This window comes from Limnohabitans sp. MMS-10A-178, from assembly GCF_003063375.1.
Lineage (GTDB): Bacteria > Pseudomonadota > Gammaproteobacteria > Burkholderiales > Burkholderiaceae_C > Limnohabitans_A.
This window is the reverse complement of sequence record NZ_NERY01000001.1, coordinates 1,443,601-1,460,012: the sequence shown is the minus strand read 5'-3', so window position 1 is coordinate 1,460,012 and position 16,412 is coordinate 1,443,601. Positions and strand designations below refer to the sequence as shown.

General features: G+C 52.5%; 16 protein-coding genes. 6 read left to right on the top strand and 10 right to left on the bottom strand.

What is annotated here, in order from left to right; translation table 11 throughout:
* Position 1 precedes the first annotated feature (1 nt).
* The 7 genes from B9Z32_RS07230 to B9Z32_RS07200 all read right to left on the bottom strand — a co-directional run bounded on the left by B9Z32_RS07230 (position 2) and on the right by B9Z32_RS07200 (position 6,914).
* The gene (locus B9Z32_RS07230; protein ID WP_233248122.1) at positions 2 to 1,027 is read right to left on the bottom strand and encodes a tripartite tricarboxylate transporter substrate binding protein; all 1,026 of its coding nucleotides are present in this window, start codon (positions 1,025 to 1,027) and stop codon (positions 2 to 4) included.
* 137 nt (positions 1,028 to 1,164) lie between these two features.
* Entirely contained in the window at positions 1,165 to 2,676 is a 1,512-nt protein-coding gene (locus B9Z32_RS07225; RefSeq protein WP_108420577.1) for a tripartite tricarboxylate transporter permease, read from the bottom strand.
* Positions 2,677 to 2,688: 12 nt separating this feature from the next.
* Complete coding sequence (locus B9Z32_RS07220) at positions 2,689 to 3,177, bottom strand: tripartite tricarboxylate transporter TctB family protein (RefSeq protein ID WP_108420576.1); 489 nt, start codon at positions 3,175 to 3,177, stop codon at positions 2,689 to 2,691.
* A gap of 144 nt (positions 3,178 to 3,321) precedes the next feature.
* A complete protein-coding gene (locus B9Z32_RS07215; protein WP_108420575.1) occupies positions 3,322 to 4,086 on the bottom strand; it encodes a spermidine synthase in 765 nt (254 codons plus the stop codon).
* On the bottom strand, positions 4,083 to 4,958 hold the full coding sequence (locus tag B9Z32_RS07210) for a TatD family hydrolase (RefSeq protein WP_108420574.1): 876 nt from the start codon (positions 4,956 to 4,958) through the stop codon (positions 4,083 to 4,085). The genes B9Z32_RS07215 and B9Z32_RS07210 overlap by 4 nt, the downstream gene beginning before the upstream one ends.
* On the bottom strand, positions 4,955 to 5,644 hold the full coding sequence (locus tag B9Z32_RS07205) for an ABC transporter ATP-binding protein (RefSeq protein WP_108420573.1): 690 nt from the start codon (positions 5,642 to 5,644) through the stop codon (positions 4,955 to 4,957). Before B9Z32_RS07205 ends, B9Z32_RS07210 begins: the two co-directional genes overlap by 4 nt.
* Complete coding sequence (locus B9Z32_RS07200; protein WP_108420572.1) at positions 5,637 to 6,914, bottom strand: lipoprotein-releasing ABC transporter permease subunit; 1,278 nt, start codon at positions 6,912 to 6,914, stop codon at positions 5,637 to 5,639. The genes B9Z32_RS07205 and B9Z32_RS07200 overlap by 8 nt, the downstream gene beginning before the upstream one ends.
* 95 nt (positions 6,915 to 7,009) lie before the next feature.
* Between B9Z32_RS07200 and B9Z32_RS07195 the strand changes: the two genes are divergently transcribed.
* Complete coding sequence (locus B9Z32_RS07195; RefSeq protein ID WP_146179468.1) at positions 7,010 to 7,969, top strand: hypothetical protein; 960 nt, start codon at positions 7,010 to 7,012, stop codon at positions 7,967 to 7,969.
* A gap of 2 nt (positions 7,970 to 7,971) precedes the next feature.
* Positions 7,972 to 9,681, top strand: coding sequence for a single-stranded-DNA-specific exonuclease RecJ (recJ, locus tag B9Z32_RS07190; RefSeq protein ID WP_108421068.1), 1,710 nt, complete (start codon positions 7,972 to 7,974; stop codon positions 9,679 to 9,681).
* A gap of 5 nt (positions 9,682 to 9,686) precedes the next feature.
* Here recJ and coaD read toward each other — a convergent pair whose 3' ends face one another.
* The gene (coaD, locus tag B9Z32_RS07185; protein WP_108420570.1) at positions 9,687 to 10,169 is read right to left on the bottom strand and encodes a pantetheine-phosphate adenylyltransferase; all 483 of its coding nucleotides are present in this window, start codon (positions 10,167 to 10,169) and stop codon (positions 9,687 to 9,689) included.
* A gap of 26 nt (positions 10,170 to 10,195) precedes the next feature.
* Positions 10,196 to 10,795 carry a 16S rRNA (guanine(966)-N(2))-methyltransferase RsmD gene (gene rsmD / locus B9Z32_RS07180; RefSeq protein ID WP_108420569.1) on the bottom strand — a complete coding sequence of 200 codons (600 nt, stop codon included), beginning with the start codon at positions 10,793 to 10,795 and terminating at the stop codon, positions 10,196 to 10,198.
* An 81-nt stretch (positions 10,796 to 10,876) separates the two neighbouring features.
* Here rsmD and ftsY point away from each other — a divergent pair, with 81 nt between their 5' ends.
* The 3 genes from ftsY to B9Z32_RS07165 are packed head-to-tail and all read left to right on the top strand — an operon-like array spanning position 10,877 to position 14,411.
* Positions 10,877 to 11,902 carry a signal recognition particle-docking protein FtsY gene (gene ftsY / locus B9Z32_RS07175; RefSeq protein ID WP_108420568.1) on the top strand — a complete coding sequence of 342 codons (1,026 nt, stop codon included), beginning with the start codon at positions 10,877 to 10,879 and terminating at the stop codon, positions 11,900 to 11,902.
* A gap of 59 nt (positions 11,903 to 11,961) precedes the next feature.
* Positions 11,962 to 13,032: a formylglycine-generating enzyme family protein gene (locus tag B9Z32_RS07170; RefSeq protein WP_199219956.1), complete on the top strand. Its 1,071-nt coding sequence runs from the start codon at positions 11,962 to 11,964 to the stop codon at positions 13,030 to 13,032.
* Positions 13,029 to 14,411: a DUF1254 domain-containing protein gene (locus B9Z32_RS07165; protein WP_108420567.1), complete on the top strand. Its 1,383-nt coding sequence runs from the start codon at positions 13,029 to 13,031 to the stop codon at positions 14,409 to 14,411. The genes B9Z32_RS07170 and B9Z32_RS07165 overlap by 4 nt, the downstream gene beginning before the upstream one ends.
* A 5-nt stretch (positions 14,412 to 14,416) precedes the next feature.
* Here the strand turns inward: B9Z32_RS07165 and B9Z32_RS07160 are convergent, their stop codons facing one another.
* Entirely contained in the window at positions 14,417 to 15,037 is a 621-nt protein-coding gene (locus B9Z32_RS07160; RefSeq protein ID WP_158268187.1) for a TetR/AcrR family transcriptional regulator, read from the bottom strand.
* Between the two features lie 150 nt (positions 15,038 to 15,187).
* Here B9Z32_RS07160 and B9Z32_RS07155 point away from each other — a divergent pair, with 150 nt between their 5' ends.
* Positions 15,188 to 16,342 (top strand): transporter, encoded by a 1,155-nt coding sequence (locus tag B9Z32_RS07155; RefSeq protein WP_158268186.1) that lies wholly within the window; start codon positions 15,188 to 15,190, stop codon positions 16,340 to 16,342.
* Positions 16,343 to 16,412 lie beyond the last annotated feature (70 nt).

Below are 16,412 nucleotides of genomic sequence, written 5' to 3'. Positions count from 1 at the left end.
TTTAGTCCAAAGTAATTTTGCGTTCGGTGATTATTTTTTTCCATTTGGCAGATTCCGCGGCCAGCATGGCGGTAAATTGAGTGGGCGAGGTGCCCACGGCTTCGATGCCCAAGCGCTGCAGTTTGTCCTTCACCTCGGGATCGGCCAAAGCTTGCAGAGCTGCCGTGTTGACACGCGCCACAATTTCAGGACGCATGCCCTGAGGGCCAAACAGTCCAAACCAAGTGGTGGATTCGTAACCAGGCAAAACTTCGGCAATGGCTGGCAAGCCAGGCGCCATGCTGGTTCTTTGGGCAGAGGTCACGCCCAAAGCACGCAGACGACCATCTTTGACATGCGGCAAACCTGTAGGCAGAGAATCAAACAGCACATCTACTTTGCCACTGATTAAATCGGGCATGGCGAGCGCCGTCCCTTTGTAGGGAATGTGCACCACGAACAAACCCGCTTGCGATTTGAACAACTCGGCAGTGAGTTGAACAATGGTGCCATTGCCACTGGAGGCATAGTTCAACTTGCCTGGGTTTTTCTTGGCCAACTCTATCCATTCTTGTATGGTTTTGGCGGGCGAGCTGTTGGGCACCAACATGATGCTGGGTGCGTTGCCCACTTGGGCAATGGGCGTGAAATCGCGCACCGCATCGTAGGGCATCCTGGGGTTTAAATTGGGTCCAATGGAGTGTGTGCTAGATGTGGCCAAGAGGATGGTGTAACCATCGGCCACAGACTTGGCTACCAAATCTGAGCCCAAGGTACCGCCTGCACCAGGCTTGTTGTCTACCACTACGCTAGACCCAATTTTTTCTCCCAGTTTTTGCGACAAGGTTCTGGCAAAAATATCGGTTGCGCCTCCAGCCGGAAAGGGCACTACCAAGCGAATGGGTTTTGTGGGGTAGCTTGCAGAGCTTGTTTGGGATTGGGCTTGCGCCAGCTTGGGCGAAAGGCAGAATGCTGAAGCTGTGACCCAAAAGGCACCCCATGCGAGTACCCCCATTTGACGACGCTTAAAGCTGCTTGTGTGTAGCATGATGAAAATCCAAATCACGTTCAAGCTGACATTGTGTCAGGAAATTTTTCCCTATCCCTCACAGAGGTAAGAAGACCATTCACACCAATAAAAACGGCACCCGAAGGTGCCGTTTTGGTACTAGCAAAGCCAGAGAATCATTCTTCGACAAAGGCTTCTTGGCGCTTGGACTTCACGGAAGGCAGCAACACGATGATCAGCAAGATGGCTGCGACAGCCAACAAGCTGGCAGACAAACCACGGGTGACAAACACCGACCAGTCACCACGCGACAGGAGCAATGCGCGTCGCAAGTTCTCTTCCATCATGGGACCCAAGATGAAGCCGAGCAGCAAGGGCGCAGGCTCCATGCCCAGTTTGATAAACGTGTAACCGATGATACCAAAGGCACCCACCATCCAGATGTCGAAGGTGTTGTTGTTGGTGGAGTACACGCCAATAGCGCAGAACAAAATGATGGCAGGGAACAACCAACGGTATGGCACTGTGAGCAATTTGATCCAGATGCCAATGAGCGGCAAGTTCAAAATGATCAGCATGGCGTTACCAAGCCACATGGAAGCAATCAGACCCCAGAACAACTCTGGGTTGCTAGTCATCACCTGTGGGCCAGGTTGAATGTTGTGAATGGTCATGGCACCGACCATCAAGGCCATCACTGCGTTGGGTGGAATACCCAATGTGAGCAATGGAATGAAGGAGGTTTGCGAACCTGCGTTGTTGGCTGACTCAGGGGCTGCAACGCCACGAATGTTGCCTTGACCGAAAGGCACTTCACCAGGACGCAATTTGGTTTTCTTTTCGATGGTGTAAGCCGCAAACGCTGCAAGCAAAGCTCCGCCGCCAGGCAAGATACCCAAGCAAGAACCAATGGTTGTACCCCGCAACACAGCAGGAATCATGTTCCGGAAGTCTTCACCCGTTGGGAAGAGTCCCTTAACTTTTCCGGTAAACACTTCGCGTTTGTCTTCAGGCTGTCCCAAGTTGGCAATGATCTCGCCGTAACCAAAAACACCCATGGCAACGACGATGAAACCAATACCGTCTGTGAGTTCAGGTATATCGAAGCTATAACGAGCCACACCAGAGTTGACATCGGTACCGATCAAGCCCATCAGCAAGCCCAGCACAATCATGCCCACGGCTTTGATGAGGGAGCCAGAGGCCAACACCACGGCGCCAATCAGACCCAAGACCATGAGGGAGAAATATTCGGCTGGACCAAATTTGAAAGCAACCTCAGTTAGAGGGGCAGCAAAAGCAGCCAAAATCAAGGTACCCACACATCCGGCAAAGAATGAGCCCAAACCGGCCGCAGCCAACGCAGGCCCCGCTCGCCCTTTTCGGGCCATTTGATAGCCGTCAATGACCGTGACCACCGAGGACGACTCGCCAGGCAAGTTCACCAAAATGGCAGTTGTGGAGCCGCCGTATTGGGCGCCGTAGTAAATACCGGCCAACATAATGAGAGCGGCAATGGGAGGCAGTGCGTAGGTTGCGGGCAGCAACATAGCAATGGTGGCCACAGGGCCAATGCCTGGCAACACGCCAATGAGCGTACCCAGCAAACAACCGATGAAGGCGTAAATCAGGTTTTGGACGGTGAAGGCAACACCAAAACCCAAGGATAAGTTATTGATTAAATCCATTTGGGGTACTCCTTAACCTGCAATGAAAGAAGGCCAAACAGGGAACTGCAGTTTGAGCAGCACAATGAAGGCGAGGTAGCTCAAAACAGACAAGACTGTGGCCAAAACCAAAACTTCTTTCAGTTTGAATTTATCGCCTGCCATGCTCACAACCAAGGTGGTTCCATAAATGGCAACGATCAAACCCATGGCCGGAAATTTGATGCTGGGCAAGCCACCCAACAAAACACCAAACAACAAATTGCCTGCAATGATGAATGACAAAGGTTTCCAGGCCCAAGAACCTACTCGATCACCGGTGGGGGTTTCAACCACCAAGGATTTGAAAATGATGATGCCGCCAATGATGGCCAGCAGGCTGCCCAGCAACAATGGAAAATAGCCGGGACCCATGCGTGCACCAGTACCGATGTTGTAGCTTGTAGCTCCGTAAGCAAATGCAGCACCAACCACGGTGTACAGAAGACCAGAGTAAAAGTCTTTTTGACTTTTGATTTTCACAGGAACGCTCCTCCAAAAAGTTTGGGATGCCGGATTTTCAGGCCAATTTATCTATGTAGATATGTGGGTTTCACCTACAGAGTGGCAAATAAAGACATGCACTTTGTGGGTTTACCCTAGTTTTCAAAGCTTTGCGCGCTCAGATTATTTCACCAAGGGTTTGAAAACTCTCAGCCACTTTGTGGCGGGTAATCCAAATCTATTTTCAATTGCCTCGGCTTGAACCAAGAGCGCATCTTTGGAAGGTCTGCTTGGCACGCGTTGCGCCAAGACCACCGTGTTGCCCTCGCGGGTGGGTTTGAAGGCCCACAAAGCGTCTTCTCCAAAAGCCTCAGCCATCTTGGCCAAACTTTGGTCATAACTCGAAGTGCGGCCAAACAAATTGACTGTCATAGTGCCTTCATCTGTGAGCAGCGCACGACAATTTTTGTAAAACGCCACGCTGTCTAACACTGGCGCGGCAGCCTCATGGTCGTACAGGTCTACGTGCAAAACATCGACCGTGCCCTGCCACTCTTGGCTTTGAATTTCCTTGGCTGCATCGGCAATGATGACACGCATGCGAGGGCCATCTTCTGGCAATTTGAACCAGCCCCGACAGGCATGCAAAACGCCCGGATTGAGTTCTATCGCAGTGCATGTCCAACGCAATTTTTTATAGCAAAACTTGGTCAAGCTGGCCGCCCCCAAGCCCAACTGCATGGCATGACGTCCCGCGACCGAAGCGCTCTTTAAAAATAGCAAGCCCACCATCATTCTTTGAATGTACTCAAGCTCTAAGTCAAAAGGTTCTTTGATGTTCATGGCACCTTGAATCCAGGGCGTGCCTAAATGCAAATAGCGCGACACACCATCTTCCGAAAAATTGACTTCTGGCAGCTCGAGGGCTTTGGATGGAGATTTGCTCATGGATGTTCGAAAGTATGAAGCTGCGGAAGAACACGCTGCGCATTGGCCAGTGTGACAGCAGCAATGTCAGACACTGAAAGGCCGCGCAACTGCGCCAAAACAGCACCGATGCGCGGCAACTCAGAGGGCTCATTGCGAGCCTGCACAGCAAGGCCGAGTTCTGATTTTCTTTCGGCTTGCGTTTTGTAAAGCCAATGCGGTGGTATGTCAGGCGCATCGGTTTCCAACACCAAGGCCGAGAGCGGCAGCTCGGTGGCCAAGCGCCTGAGTTGCAGTGCTCTATCAAAGGTGAGCGCACCCCCAAAACCCAAAGCAAAACCCATCTCGATAAAGGTCTGAGCTTGCTGAAAACTGCCATTGAAGGCATGCGCGATGCCGCCCTGCACCACATACCGCCTTAGCCCTTTTAACAATTCATCTGCAGATTTGCGCACATGCAAAATGACGGGAAGTTTGAATTTATGCGCCAGCTTCAATTGAGCGTGATAGAAGAATTCTTGCTTTTCTCGCATGGCGGGTTCACACAAAGCAGGTACAAAAAAATCCAAGCCTATTTCGCCCAATGCCACCAGCCTGGTATCGGCGCGCAAACCTTGGGCGTCTTTTTCCAACGCACCTTCAATGCATTGCGCTAAAAAATCCAAGTCTTTTTCTTGAGCCTGTGGCACATACAAGGGATGAATGCCAAGCGCATAGGGCTGATGAAATTCTTGCGCCAACTTTTGCAGAGACAAAAAATCTTTGGCTTGAACTGCAGGCATGACACACCAAGCCACGCCATGCGATTGTGCGTTTTGAATCACCGCTGTGCGGTCTGGGTCAAACTCAGGGGCATCTAAATGGCAATGGCTGTCAAGCCAGCGCAGGCTCATGACTGAAGCACGCCTTTTTCTAGACGAAGAACACGGCTGCAACGCGCTGCAAGATGAGGGTCGTGAGTGACCACCACAAAGGCAGTGCCTTGTTTTTCGGCCGTGTTGAGCATCAGGTCAAAAACACTTTCCGCAGTGGCCCGGTCCAAATTGCCAGTAGGCTCATCGGCCAAAACACAAGCGGGTTGGGTCACCATGGCGCGCGCAATAGCCACCCTTTGGCGCTCGCCCCCTGACAGCTCTGCAGGTCGGTGCAATGCTCTATTTTGAAGGCCCACTTGCGCCAATCTTTCCAAGGCCACAGCATTGGCGGCTTGTTTCAAGTCGCGCCGAATCCAAAGCGGCATGGCCACATTTTCTTGCGCCGTAAATTCGGGCAACAAATGGTGAAACTGGTAAACAAAACCCAGCAAACGGTTGCGTCTGGCGCCTTGTTCAGCGGCACTGTAGCCAGACCAATCTTGCCCCTGCAACAACACTTTGCCTTGAGTGGGCGAGTCGAGGCCGCCCATCAAATGCATCAGCGTACTTTTGCCGGAGCCCGAGGCGCCCACAATGGCCACAGTTTCACCGGCCTTAACGCTGAGGTCGACGCCTTGCAAAACAGAGACGCTCAAGCCACCTTCTGAAAAACGCTTGCTTAAGCCACGAACTTCGAGCACCGGCTGTTGGGCCACATCACTCATAACGCAAAGCCTCCGCAGGGTTGACTTTGCTGGCGCGCCAGCTCGGATAGAGCGTTGCAACAAAGGACAAAATCAATGAAATAAGCACGACCGGCAAGATGTCAGACATTTGGGGGTCGCTTGGCATGCGGCTAATGAGGTAAATGTCTTTGGGTAAAAAGCTGGCGCGGAAAAGTGTTTCGAGCGCTGGCACGATCACATCAATGTTGAATGCAATGAGCAAGCCCAACAGCATGCCACCCAATGTGCCAATCACGCCCACCAATGCGCCCTGAACCATGAACACGCCCATGATGCTTCTAGGGCTTGCACCCAAGGTTCGCAAGATGGCGATGTCTGCGCGTTTGTCGGTCACGGACATTACCAAAGTAGACACCAAATTGAAAGCGGCCACCGCCACAATGAGCGTGAGAATGATGAACATCATGCGCTTTTCAACTTGCACGGCTGCAAACCAGGTTCTGTTTTGTTGCGTCCAATCGCGCAGCGCCATGCCCATGGGCAAGGTGGGTGCAAGCTCTCGCGCTACCGCGCGCGCTTCGTGCAAATCTTTGATTTTGAGACGGATGCCTGTGGGGCCTTCTAAGCGAAAAATTTTGCCTGCATCGGCCACGTGCAACATGGCCAAGGATGCGTCGTATTCGTAGTGCCCCGAATTAAAAACACCCACCACTTGCATTTGTTTGAGGCGCGGCACAACACCTGCCGGGGTTACTTGGCCGTTGGGCGCAATGAGCGTGACGGGATCGCCAATTCGCAGACCCAACTGCCGCGCCAAATCAAGCCCCAACACAATCCCAAACTGCCCGGGCACCAATTCTTGGATGCCAGGCAAGGCTTGATTGCCAGCCATTGAACCCGCAGACAGGTCTACCACGCTGGGTTCGAGTGCAGGATCGATGCCCCTCACCAAGACACCCTTCATGTCCTCACCCCTGGCCAGCAAGGCTTGCGCGGCAATGAAAGGGGCTGCGCCAATGACTTTGGGATTGCTTTTAAGTTGCTGAAGAGTGCCGTTGACGTCTTCTAATGGTCCGCCATCGGCTGAAATCAATTCGATGTGCGACACCACGCTCAACATTCTGTCTCGGACTTCTTTCTGAAAGCCATTCATGACAGACAAAACAATGACCAAGGCTGCAACACCAAGGCCTATGCCAAGCATCGAGACGCCCGAGATGAAAGAGATGAAGCCGTTGCGACGCGTGGCTCTGCCTGCGCGGGTATAGCGCCAACCCAATACCAACTCGTAAGGCAATTCAAAACTCATTCAGGGCCACTTTCAAGGGACAGATACTGCCACACGCCAAACGCCTCATGCCGACTGTCACAAAGGGGCATTGTGTCATCCCTGACAATACAGGCATGAAAGCAGGCTTATCACCCACCGCAATGCCCCAGGTCCATGAAGGCCATGTAGCCATCCGCCATGGGGTGATTGCCTACGCCGCCCCAGAATCTGAGGTGCTGCAAAAGGCAACTGATGCATTGTATTTGCCCAACTTGGAAAAATTACTCAGCCGCCTGTCGCATGTCAAAATTTCGAGCCCAGCAACTGCAGAGTCGAGTGCGTTTCTCATGCCGCACGAAGATGCCCCCAAACTCGTTGGCATTGCTCCCTGCTTAGGCCCAGAAGCCATCATGACCCCCTGCCATTGGCAAGTCGGCATGAATGAAGTGATTTTGCTCAAGCCTGAAGAGTTGGCCTTGAGCGACGCAGAATCAAGGCAAGTTTTGTCTGCCATGCAGCCCTACTTTGAAGAAGACGGACTGCAGCTTGTGTACGAAAGCCCTCTGGTTTGGCGTGTCACTGGCAATTTGATCGATGGTTTGCCTTTGGCCAGCATTGAGCGGGTGTCGGGCAAAAGCATTCAAACGTGGATGCCCAATTTGCAACAAGCCAAAACTTTGCAACGTTTACAAAGTGAAATGCAGATGCTTCTTTACCAACACCCTGTGAACGACGAGCGGAGTTTGAAGGGGCGATGGACGGTCAATTCATTTTGGATGCACAGAGCTTTAGACCAGCTTTACCCGAAAAGCAGCGACGTTTCGGTGGCCCTCGATTTGCGAGAAGCAGCCCTATCGACAGACCCAACGCTTTGGCAAAAGTCATGGCAACAGATTGACAACTCGCTGGCACTTTCTTTGTGCCAAGCGTTGGAATTGAACCAATCTGTGTCGCTCACTCTTTGCAGTGAAGATTCTTTGCGGCACTACTCACTGCAGCCAGATTCATGGCGTCAAAAACTGCAGCGCGTTTTCAAGCCTGTCTCGCTGAGCCGAGAATTGCGAACCTTGTCAAATGGAGTTGCCAGCTCATGAGTTTGAAAATATTGACGCGCGATGTCCCGCCGCGCAGTGCTTGGGCCTTAGAACAAGCCGGCATTCACCCCCTGTTGTCGCGCTTGTTTGCTGCGCGGGGCATCTTGAGTGCAGAAGAACTAGACGATGGTCTGGCCAAGTTATTGGCGCCTAACTCCTTGAAAGGGAACCAAGCGGCAGCTGTTTTGTTGGCCAATGCCATTGCAAGCAACAAGCGACTTTGCATCGTGGCCGACTACGATTGCGACGGCGCAACAGCCTGTGCAATCGGCCTTCGGGGTTTGCGCATGCTGGGCGCGCAGCAATTGAGCTACATCGTGCCCGATCGCGTTGTGGATGGCTATGGTCTGACGGCCCCCATTGCAGAGCGTGTGAAGCAATCGGGGGCTGATGTGCTCATTACCGTCGACAATGGCATTGCCAGCATCGAGGGCGTTGCGCAAGCGCAAGCTTTGGGCTTGCAAGTCTTGATCACAGATCATCATTTGCCTGCGGCTACCTTGCCCTCTGCAGAAGTCATTGTGAACCCCAACCAAGCAGGCTGCGATTTCGAAAGCAAGTCATTGGCTGGTGTGGGCGTGATGTTTTATGTGCTGCTGGCCTTGCGTGCAGAGCTGCGCCAACGTGGCGTTTTCTCAGCCGAGTCTCAACCCAAGCTTGATACCCTTTTGCCTTTGGTGGCCTTGGGCACAGTGGCAGACGTGGTGAGGCTTGACAACAACAATCGCCGCTTGGTGGCACAGGGCTTGAAACGCATTCGGGCAGGGCAGATGCCTGCGGGCATGCTGTCATTGTTCAAAGCGGCTGGTCGGGAGCCCAAAGTAGCCACCACCTTTGACTTTGGATTTGCACTCGGCCCTCGGATCAATGCGGCAGGCCGCTTGTCAGACATGACGCTGGGCATTGAATGCCTAACCACCGATGATGCCGCAAGAGCCGATGAATTGGCCAAGCAACTGGACGCCATCAACCGGGAGCGGCGAGACATAGAAGGCGACATGCGCCAGCAAGCCATGGACATTGCCGAGTCCTTGTTGGATGACAGCGAGGAACCGCCCCCCGCCATCTGCGTGTTCGATCCCGATTTTCATGAGGGTGTGGTGGGCATTGTGGCCTCCCGCATCAAAGACAAATTTCACCGACCCTGCTTTGTTTTTGCTGCCAGCAATGCCCCAGGCAAAGAGCATGAATTGAAAGGCTCTGGCCGTTCGATTCCGGGCTTTCACCTGCGAGATGCGCTTGACCTCATGGCCAAAAAGCATCCGCATGTGCTGTTGCGATTTGGTGGCCATGCCATGGCTGCTGGCTGCACCATCGAAGAAGAAAACTTGGAATTGTTTGAGGCTTGTTTCATGCAAGTGGCTGCCGAGCTTTTGTCACCTGCAACGCTTCAGCGCAAATTGGAAACCGATGGCCCGCTGCAAGCTCAATACCGGCGCGTTGAATTCATCGATGTGATGCACAAAGAGGTATGGGGCCAAGGCTTTGCAGCGCCTGTGTTCAGCGACGAAGTGGAAGTTGTTTCACAAAAGCTGGTGGGTGAAAAACACCTTGCCCTCAAGCTCAAGCACCAAGGTCAAGCAGTGGACGGCATTTGGTTTGGTCGAATTGAACCTTTGCCCGCTCGTGTCAAGCTAGCCTATCGGCTGGATGTCGATGAATGGCAAGGACAAAAACGCGTGCGCTTCATGGTGGAAGCCGCTGAGCTTTAGCGCATTCAGCGCTTGGCTTGCAGGGCCTTCAAAACGGCGGGAGAGACAAGCCCTTCCACCTTGCCACCCAAGGTGGCAATTTCTCTGACCAAGGTGCTGCTAATGTGCTGTACCGAGGCACTGGTGTGCAAAAAGACGGTGTCAACTTCGGGTGCCAAATGCCGATTCATACCGGCCATTTGCGTTTCGTAATCGTAGTCAGTGACTGAGCGCAAACCTCGCACAATGACACGCGCGCCTTGGCTTTGCACAAAATCGCACAGTAATCCTGTGAAAGGCAAAACCGTGACGTTGCTCAAATATTGAGTAAGCTCTTGCGCCATGGCCAAACGCTCATCTAAAGTAAACATGGTTTTTTTGTGGTGTGCAGTGGCCACAGCCACCACCACTTTGTCAAACATTTGAGAGGCGCGGTACACCACATCCTCATGACCCAAAGTAATGGGGTCAAAAGTTCCAGAATAAACAGCGGTCACTGTGCGACTCATGAGGAGCTCCTGATGGTTTGGAGGGATTATCCCTCGATTGGTCGTTGCAGCAAGTGGGCATGAACGGCGCCCGCTTTCATGTGCTTTTGGGCTTGAAGTCCACAAGCTTGAATGGCCTCTTCTGTCCAATGAATGGGGGCTTCTAGGTACACCCACCCGCCAGGCACAACGGCTTTGGCTGCAGCCTTCAAAGCATTTTCAAAGTGCGAGCCCTCAAAGGGTGGGTCTAAAAAAACCACATCGAGGCTGCTCGGCGCTAAACGCTGGAGCGCCATCATGGCGTCGCCCTTTTGAACTTGTACCGTCTGTGCTTTCAAACGCTCGCGCGTTTGACTTAGCAGAGAGACCAATAGAGCGTCTTGCTCCAACATCAAGACACTTTGCGCGCCCCGCGAAGCAGCCTCAAAGCCCAAGGCACCCGTACCCGCAAATGCATCGACACAGCGCCAATCGGTGAGGTCTTGGCCTAACCAATTGAACAATGTTTCTCGCACTCTGTCGGGCGTGGGCCGCAGGCCAGGTCGATCGATCACTTTGATTTTGCTGCGCTTCCATTGGCCACCAATGATGCGCACTTCGTGCGAAGGTGAGCCGATAGCTGCTTGACTGATGGGTTTGGTAGGCATGCCCTTAAGCTTACCGCGTTGTCAGGCGATTTTGAGCTTGTCCTAAGTTTTCATAGAATAGGCTCTCACAGACCGCCCAATATGTTCCGATTCTTTCGCTCATCCCCAAAACCAGAACCAGCTCAGGACAAGACCCCTGTGGTCAGCCCCTCAGCAAAGCCGACGGCAATTAGCACAGCGGCCGGCCAAGCCGCGCCATCTGAGCCCCCTAGGCAGTCTTGGCTCAGCAAACTCAAAGCGGGCTTGCGCAAAACGGGCGGCAGCATTGCATCCGTCTTCACGGGCACGCAATTAGATGATGCACTTTATGAAGAGCTAGAAACGGCCTTGTTGTTGGCCGATACAGGCGTCAAAGCCACTGAACACTTGCTGAAAGACCTTAAGGCTCGCGTCAAAGCCACCAAAGCCACCGACCCTGCAGCGGTCAAAGCTTTGCTCATAGAGGCCATTACAGACTTGCTCATGCCACTGCAAAAGCAGCTTCACATTGGCTCTCAAAAGCCAATGGTCTTGATGGTGGCGGGCGTGAACGGCGCAGGCAAAACAACGTCCATTGGCAAACTCACTCACCACTTGGCAGACCAAGGGGCCAGTGTGTTATTGGCTGCAGCCGATACATTTAGAGCTGCAGCTCGAGAGCAACTGGCTGTTTGGGCGCAGCGCAATACGGTTGAAATCATCAGCCAACAAGGTGGCGATCCTGCTGCGGTGAGTTTTGATGCCGTCTCGGCTGGCAAAGCACGCGGCAGAGATGTGGTGTTGGTCGATACAGCGGGCCGCTTGCCCACCCAACTGCACCTCATGGAAGAGCTGAAAAAAATCAAACGCGTGGTACAAAAAGCCGATGCCACAGCCCCGCACGAAGTCTTGCTGGTGATTGACGGCAACACTGGACAAAACGCCTTGATGCAAGTGAAAGCTTTCGATGAAGCCTTGGGCTTAACAGGGCTCATTGTGACCAAGCTTGACGGCACGGCCAAAGGCGGCGTGCTGTGCGCCATTGCCCGCGAAAAAGCCATTCCTGTTTACTTCATAGGCGTGGGCGAGCAACTGGATGATCTCCAAACTTTTGATGCGCGTGAATTTGCAGAAGCTTTGCTTAACTGAGCTTGTTTAACTGAGCTTATTTAACTGACCTTCATTAACTGAGCTAGCTTTTTTCCAACATGACAACACGCTATTGGTTCATCGCTATCTCAGCCATATTGGTTTTGGGCGCAACTGGCTTCTGGTTGACACGCGAAGAAGCCACTGTCAAACAAGCTCTGCCAGCCAAATTGCAATGCGAGCTACCACCCTCTTCTGCGGCTGCACCCAAACCCGGCATGGTTTGGATTCCTGATGGCGTCTTCGACATGGGCGACAGTGTTTACCCAGAAGAGAAACCAGTTCGAAATGTGCGTGTCAAAGGTTTTTGGATGGACCGCACAGAAGTCACCAATGCAGAATTTTCAGCCTTCGTGAAAGCCACAGGCTATGTCACGGTGGCAGAGCGTCCTGTCAACCCGCAGTTGGTGGCCAACTTGCCAGAAGACATGCGCAAACCGGGCGCTGTGGTCTTCAAGGTACCCGCTCAGCTCACGCATGGCGATGATCCGCGCCAGTGGTGGCAATACATTCCAGGCGCCAATTGGAAGCAACCAGCCGGGCCTCACTCAAACATTGACAATTTTGGCCAATTTCCTGCGGTGCACATCACTTACGAAGATGCTCAAGCTTATGCCCAATGGAAGGGCCATCGCTTGCCCACGGAAGCAGAGTGGGAATGGGCCGCCCGTGCTGGTGCCAAGGCATTGCCAGGCCAGCACGATCAACCCGCCAGCGCCAACACCTGGCAAGGTATTTTTCCCATGGCCAATGCCAGCGAAGATGGCTTTGCAGGCTTAGCACCTGTGGCGTGCTACGCGCCCAATGCCTATGGCCTGTTTGACATGGTTGGCAATGTGTGGGAGCTCACTGCCGATGTGTTTGTAGCAGACAGGCCCGCAGTTTCCAGCAGCCAAGGTTCTAGTGCCAATCAAGGACTTGATCCCGATGAAGCACAGCGACCGCCCATTTTCAAAACACTTCAAGCAAATTCTCAACCTAATTCTCAACCTAAGGTTCGGGTGATCAAAGGCGGTTCATTTTTGTGCGCCCCAAATTACTGCATGCGATATCGCGCTGGGTCTAGACAACCCCAAGAAGACGATTTAGCGGTGAGCCATTTGGGCTTTAGAACCATCTATCAGCCATGAAGATCGTCAAACGCACACTCACTGCGGTACTGCTTTTACTGGTCCTGATCGCAGGCTTGGTGCTGGTCTTGAAAGACAAGATCACGCTGGGCGCTGAAGCTTTTTTGTATGGCTACCCCTTGGTCATGATGGAAACTACGCGGGTTCAAAGCGCGAAATACATCGGGCCTGAAAATCAGTTGCGCTTGGTCAGGCAATTTCCAAACGCCCAATTCAAAGATGTGGTTCGCCCCAATGTCGACACGCTGTACACCACGGCATTCATCAGCATGAAAGATGGTCCGTGGGTTTTTGAAATGCCCGCCAACGACAAGCGATATGAGTTGATGCCCTTCATGGATGCATGGACCAACGTGTTTGCATCGCCTGGCAGCAGAACTTCAGGCAATCAGGGGGCAACTTATTTGTTAGCCGGACCGCAATGGCAAGGCAACGTACCCAAAGACATGACGCTCCTCAAATCGCCCACCGACATGGTTTGGCTGATTGGCAGAACGCAAACCAACGGCACAGCAGATTATGCGGTGGTGCATGAATTGCAAAATCGCCTGAGGCTCACAAAATGGGATGCCCACAATGGCTCAGCATCCGCAGGCACGGATTCTAAAAAAATGGCGTCACCAGCTTGGCAAGTCAGTACTGAACCCGCAGTGCCGCCCCTTGCACAAATGAACGCAATGAGCACCCTCGAATTTTTCAATCGACTCATGCAACTGATGGTGAGTAACCCACCTGCCCCAGCAGATGCACCATTGCTTGCACGACTGGCACAACTTGAAATTCGGCCAGGCCAAGCAGTGGCGATGTCATGGCACCAACATTTGAGTTTTGCCTTAGGTCGCTGGATTGCTCACCAGCGCGTCATGAAGGCTTTGAACAACAAAGCCATGGATGGCAGCTGGTCGGTTCCGCCCCTGAATTTAGGCCGCTATGGCTCCGACTACAACACGCGGGCTGCTGTGGCCATGGTGGGGCTTGGGGCCAACTTGCCAGAAGACGCCATCTACCCCAACACTGCACTAGACCACGAAGGAAAACCCCTGAATGGCCAGCATCGATATCGCATGCATTTTGCGGCCAAAGCCTTGCCACCCGTCAAAGCTTTTTGGTCCATCACAGCTTATGGTGCAGATGAGTTTTTATTGGACAACCCCATTCAACGATTTGCCCTGGGTGACAGAGATCCATTGGTATTCAATGCAGATGGTTCATTGGACATTTGGATACAAGCTACGCCACCCGATTCCAAAGAAGCCCATGCCAATTGGCTGCCCGTTCAAAAGGGCGCACCGTTTTTACTCAATGCACGTTTGTATTGGCCAGAAGACAGGGCATTGAACGGTCCCTGGAAAATGCCCGCGATGGAACGACTGAACTAAGAGACTCAAGTAACCTGCTTCAAAACCAAATAATTTGAAATCAAGCCTTGCAAATAAGCTCTGATGTTGGGTGGATTCACGGGTCGACTCAAAGCCTGATAACCGCCCACAATGGCCAAATAAAGCAACGCAGCCAAATCACGCGCCTTGGCTTTGTCTTTAACAATTACCAAAAATTTGGACTCAAACAAATTCATGCGTTCAGCATCCACTTCCACCAACATTTGCGCAGCACCTGCATGCAAATGACTCAAAGCCCTCAAGGCTTGCTCGAAGCGAAGATTTTCGAGTTCTGAGCCCGCTTGGTTAAAAGCTGCGTCCACCACAAATTCCAAATCTTGAATCGGATTGTGGCTTCGGTGCGATTTAAGTTTTTCATCCAATTCGAGTTGGGACAATTTCCAGCGCATGAGCAAGCTGTTAATCAAGTCGGCGTGATCGCTGAAGTGCCAGTAGAAACTGCCCCGAGTGACTTTGAGCTTTTCTGCTATGGCCAGAACTTTGACATTCTCAAAGCCACCCGCCACCACCGCCTTGAAAGCTTCGTCTAGCCAATTGTCTCGCGACAAACGAGCGGCCTCCGGTGCCATCGATTTGGTTTTGTGATTTTGATCTGGTGTGTCCATGCGTGTCATGCCCTATTTTGAAGCATGTCTGTTCGCCTCCCAAATTTGCACTCGCTAGCGAAAACCCTAGACATGCATTGATCTTTGCTGTGCTAGAGTGAATTGTCAATACACATGTGTACTGATCAAATAACTATTTTGGAGACACCCATGACCGATTCCCTGCACAAAGCAACGCCCCGCCAGCTCGTTTTTGCGACACTGCCTTGGGTCGCGCTACTGACCTGTGGTTTGAACGCCCAAGCTGCTGAGAGTTTTAAATTGCGACAGGCTCCTGTGGGTGCCTTTGGCGGTGAGATGGCAGTAAGTGCAGACAAGCCCGGTTTTTTTGGAACGGCCAGTCTCACCCAATTGCAAATTTATAAAATTGCAGATGCTTCTGGAAACGACGTAGCACCGCCCCCCATTTCACCCATTCAATTGAACCCAACACTGCCCTACAAAGTAGTTTTCCCAGCTGGCAGCTTGGCATTCAACCAAGACCAAACACAGTTGAATTTGGTGGGTGGTTATCTCACCGAGAGCACCTATGGCAATGGTCATATGGTTTTTGCAATCAACTTGCCTTTCATCAAGCAAAAGCGCTCTTACATCGTCACACAACCTGCTGGAGTCCTGACGCCTGCAGCCACCACGCCGCCTTTGCCTGCCACTGTGGTGGCGCAGCTCAACGGTGGAACAGTCATGGCCAACGCGGAAGTTCAAAAACGGGTTAATGCAGCCAGCGTTCCCCAAAATCTTGAAGTCTCCGGCATGGGCGACGCTGAGTTGTCAACTGTGTGGATCCGACATGCCGATCGCCTGAAGGTCGCTGCGGGTGTGTCGCTGTTTGTTCCAACAGGCTCCTATGACAAAACTCGCGGCCCCAACCCTGGCTTTGGCAACTTCTACACCTTGCGACCCGGCGTTGCCGTGACTTACAACTTGAACCCCAAGCACTCAGACTCTAATTGGGATGCCGGCGTTAGCATCGCAGGCCGGGTGTCTTATGGCATTAACACCCGCAACAAAGACACCGACTACAAGAGTGGCAATTTTCTTTATGCTGAAGGCGGTATCGTGAAGGTCGCCGGCGACTGGGCGTATGGCGTAAACGTGTTCACCACACAGCAAATGTCAGACGACACCGGAACCGGTGCGCCAGCTGGCGGCAACCGCTATAAAACCAATGGCTTCGGTCCTTTTGTGTCCTACAAACTTCCCGGCAAAGATGCAGGCCTCAATTTGCAATTCAGCGACAACTTTGGTGGCCGCAATGCCATCGTCGTCAAAAGTCTGCAACTGCGTTTAGTCAAGGCTTGGTAATTCGGTCTTGGCTTTCTAAGGTCAATGTGGTTTCGTTTTAAGCCTTACTTCAATGACCTTTAGAAGTCTC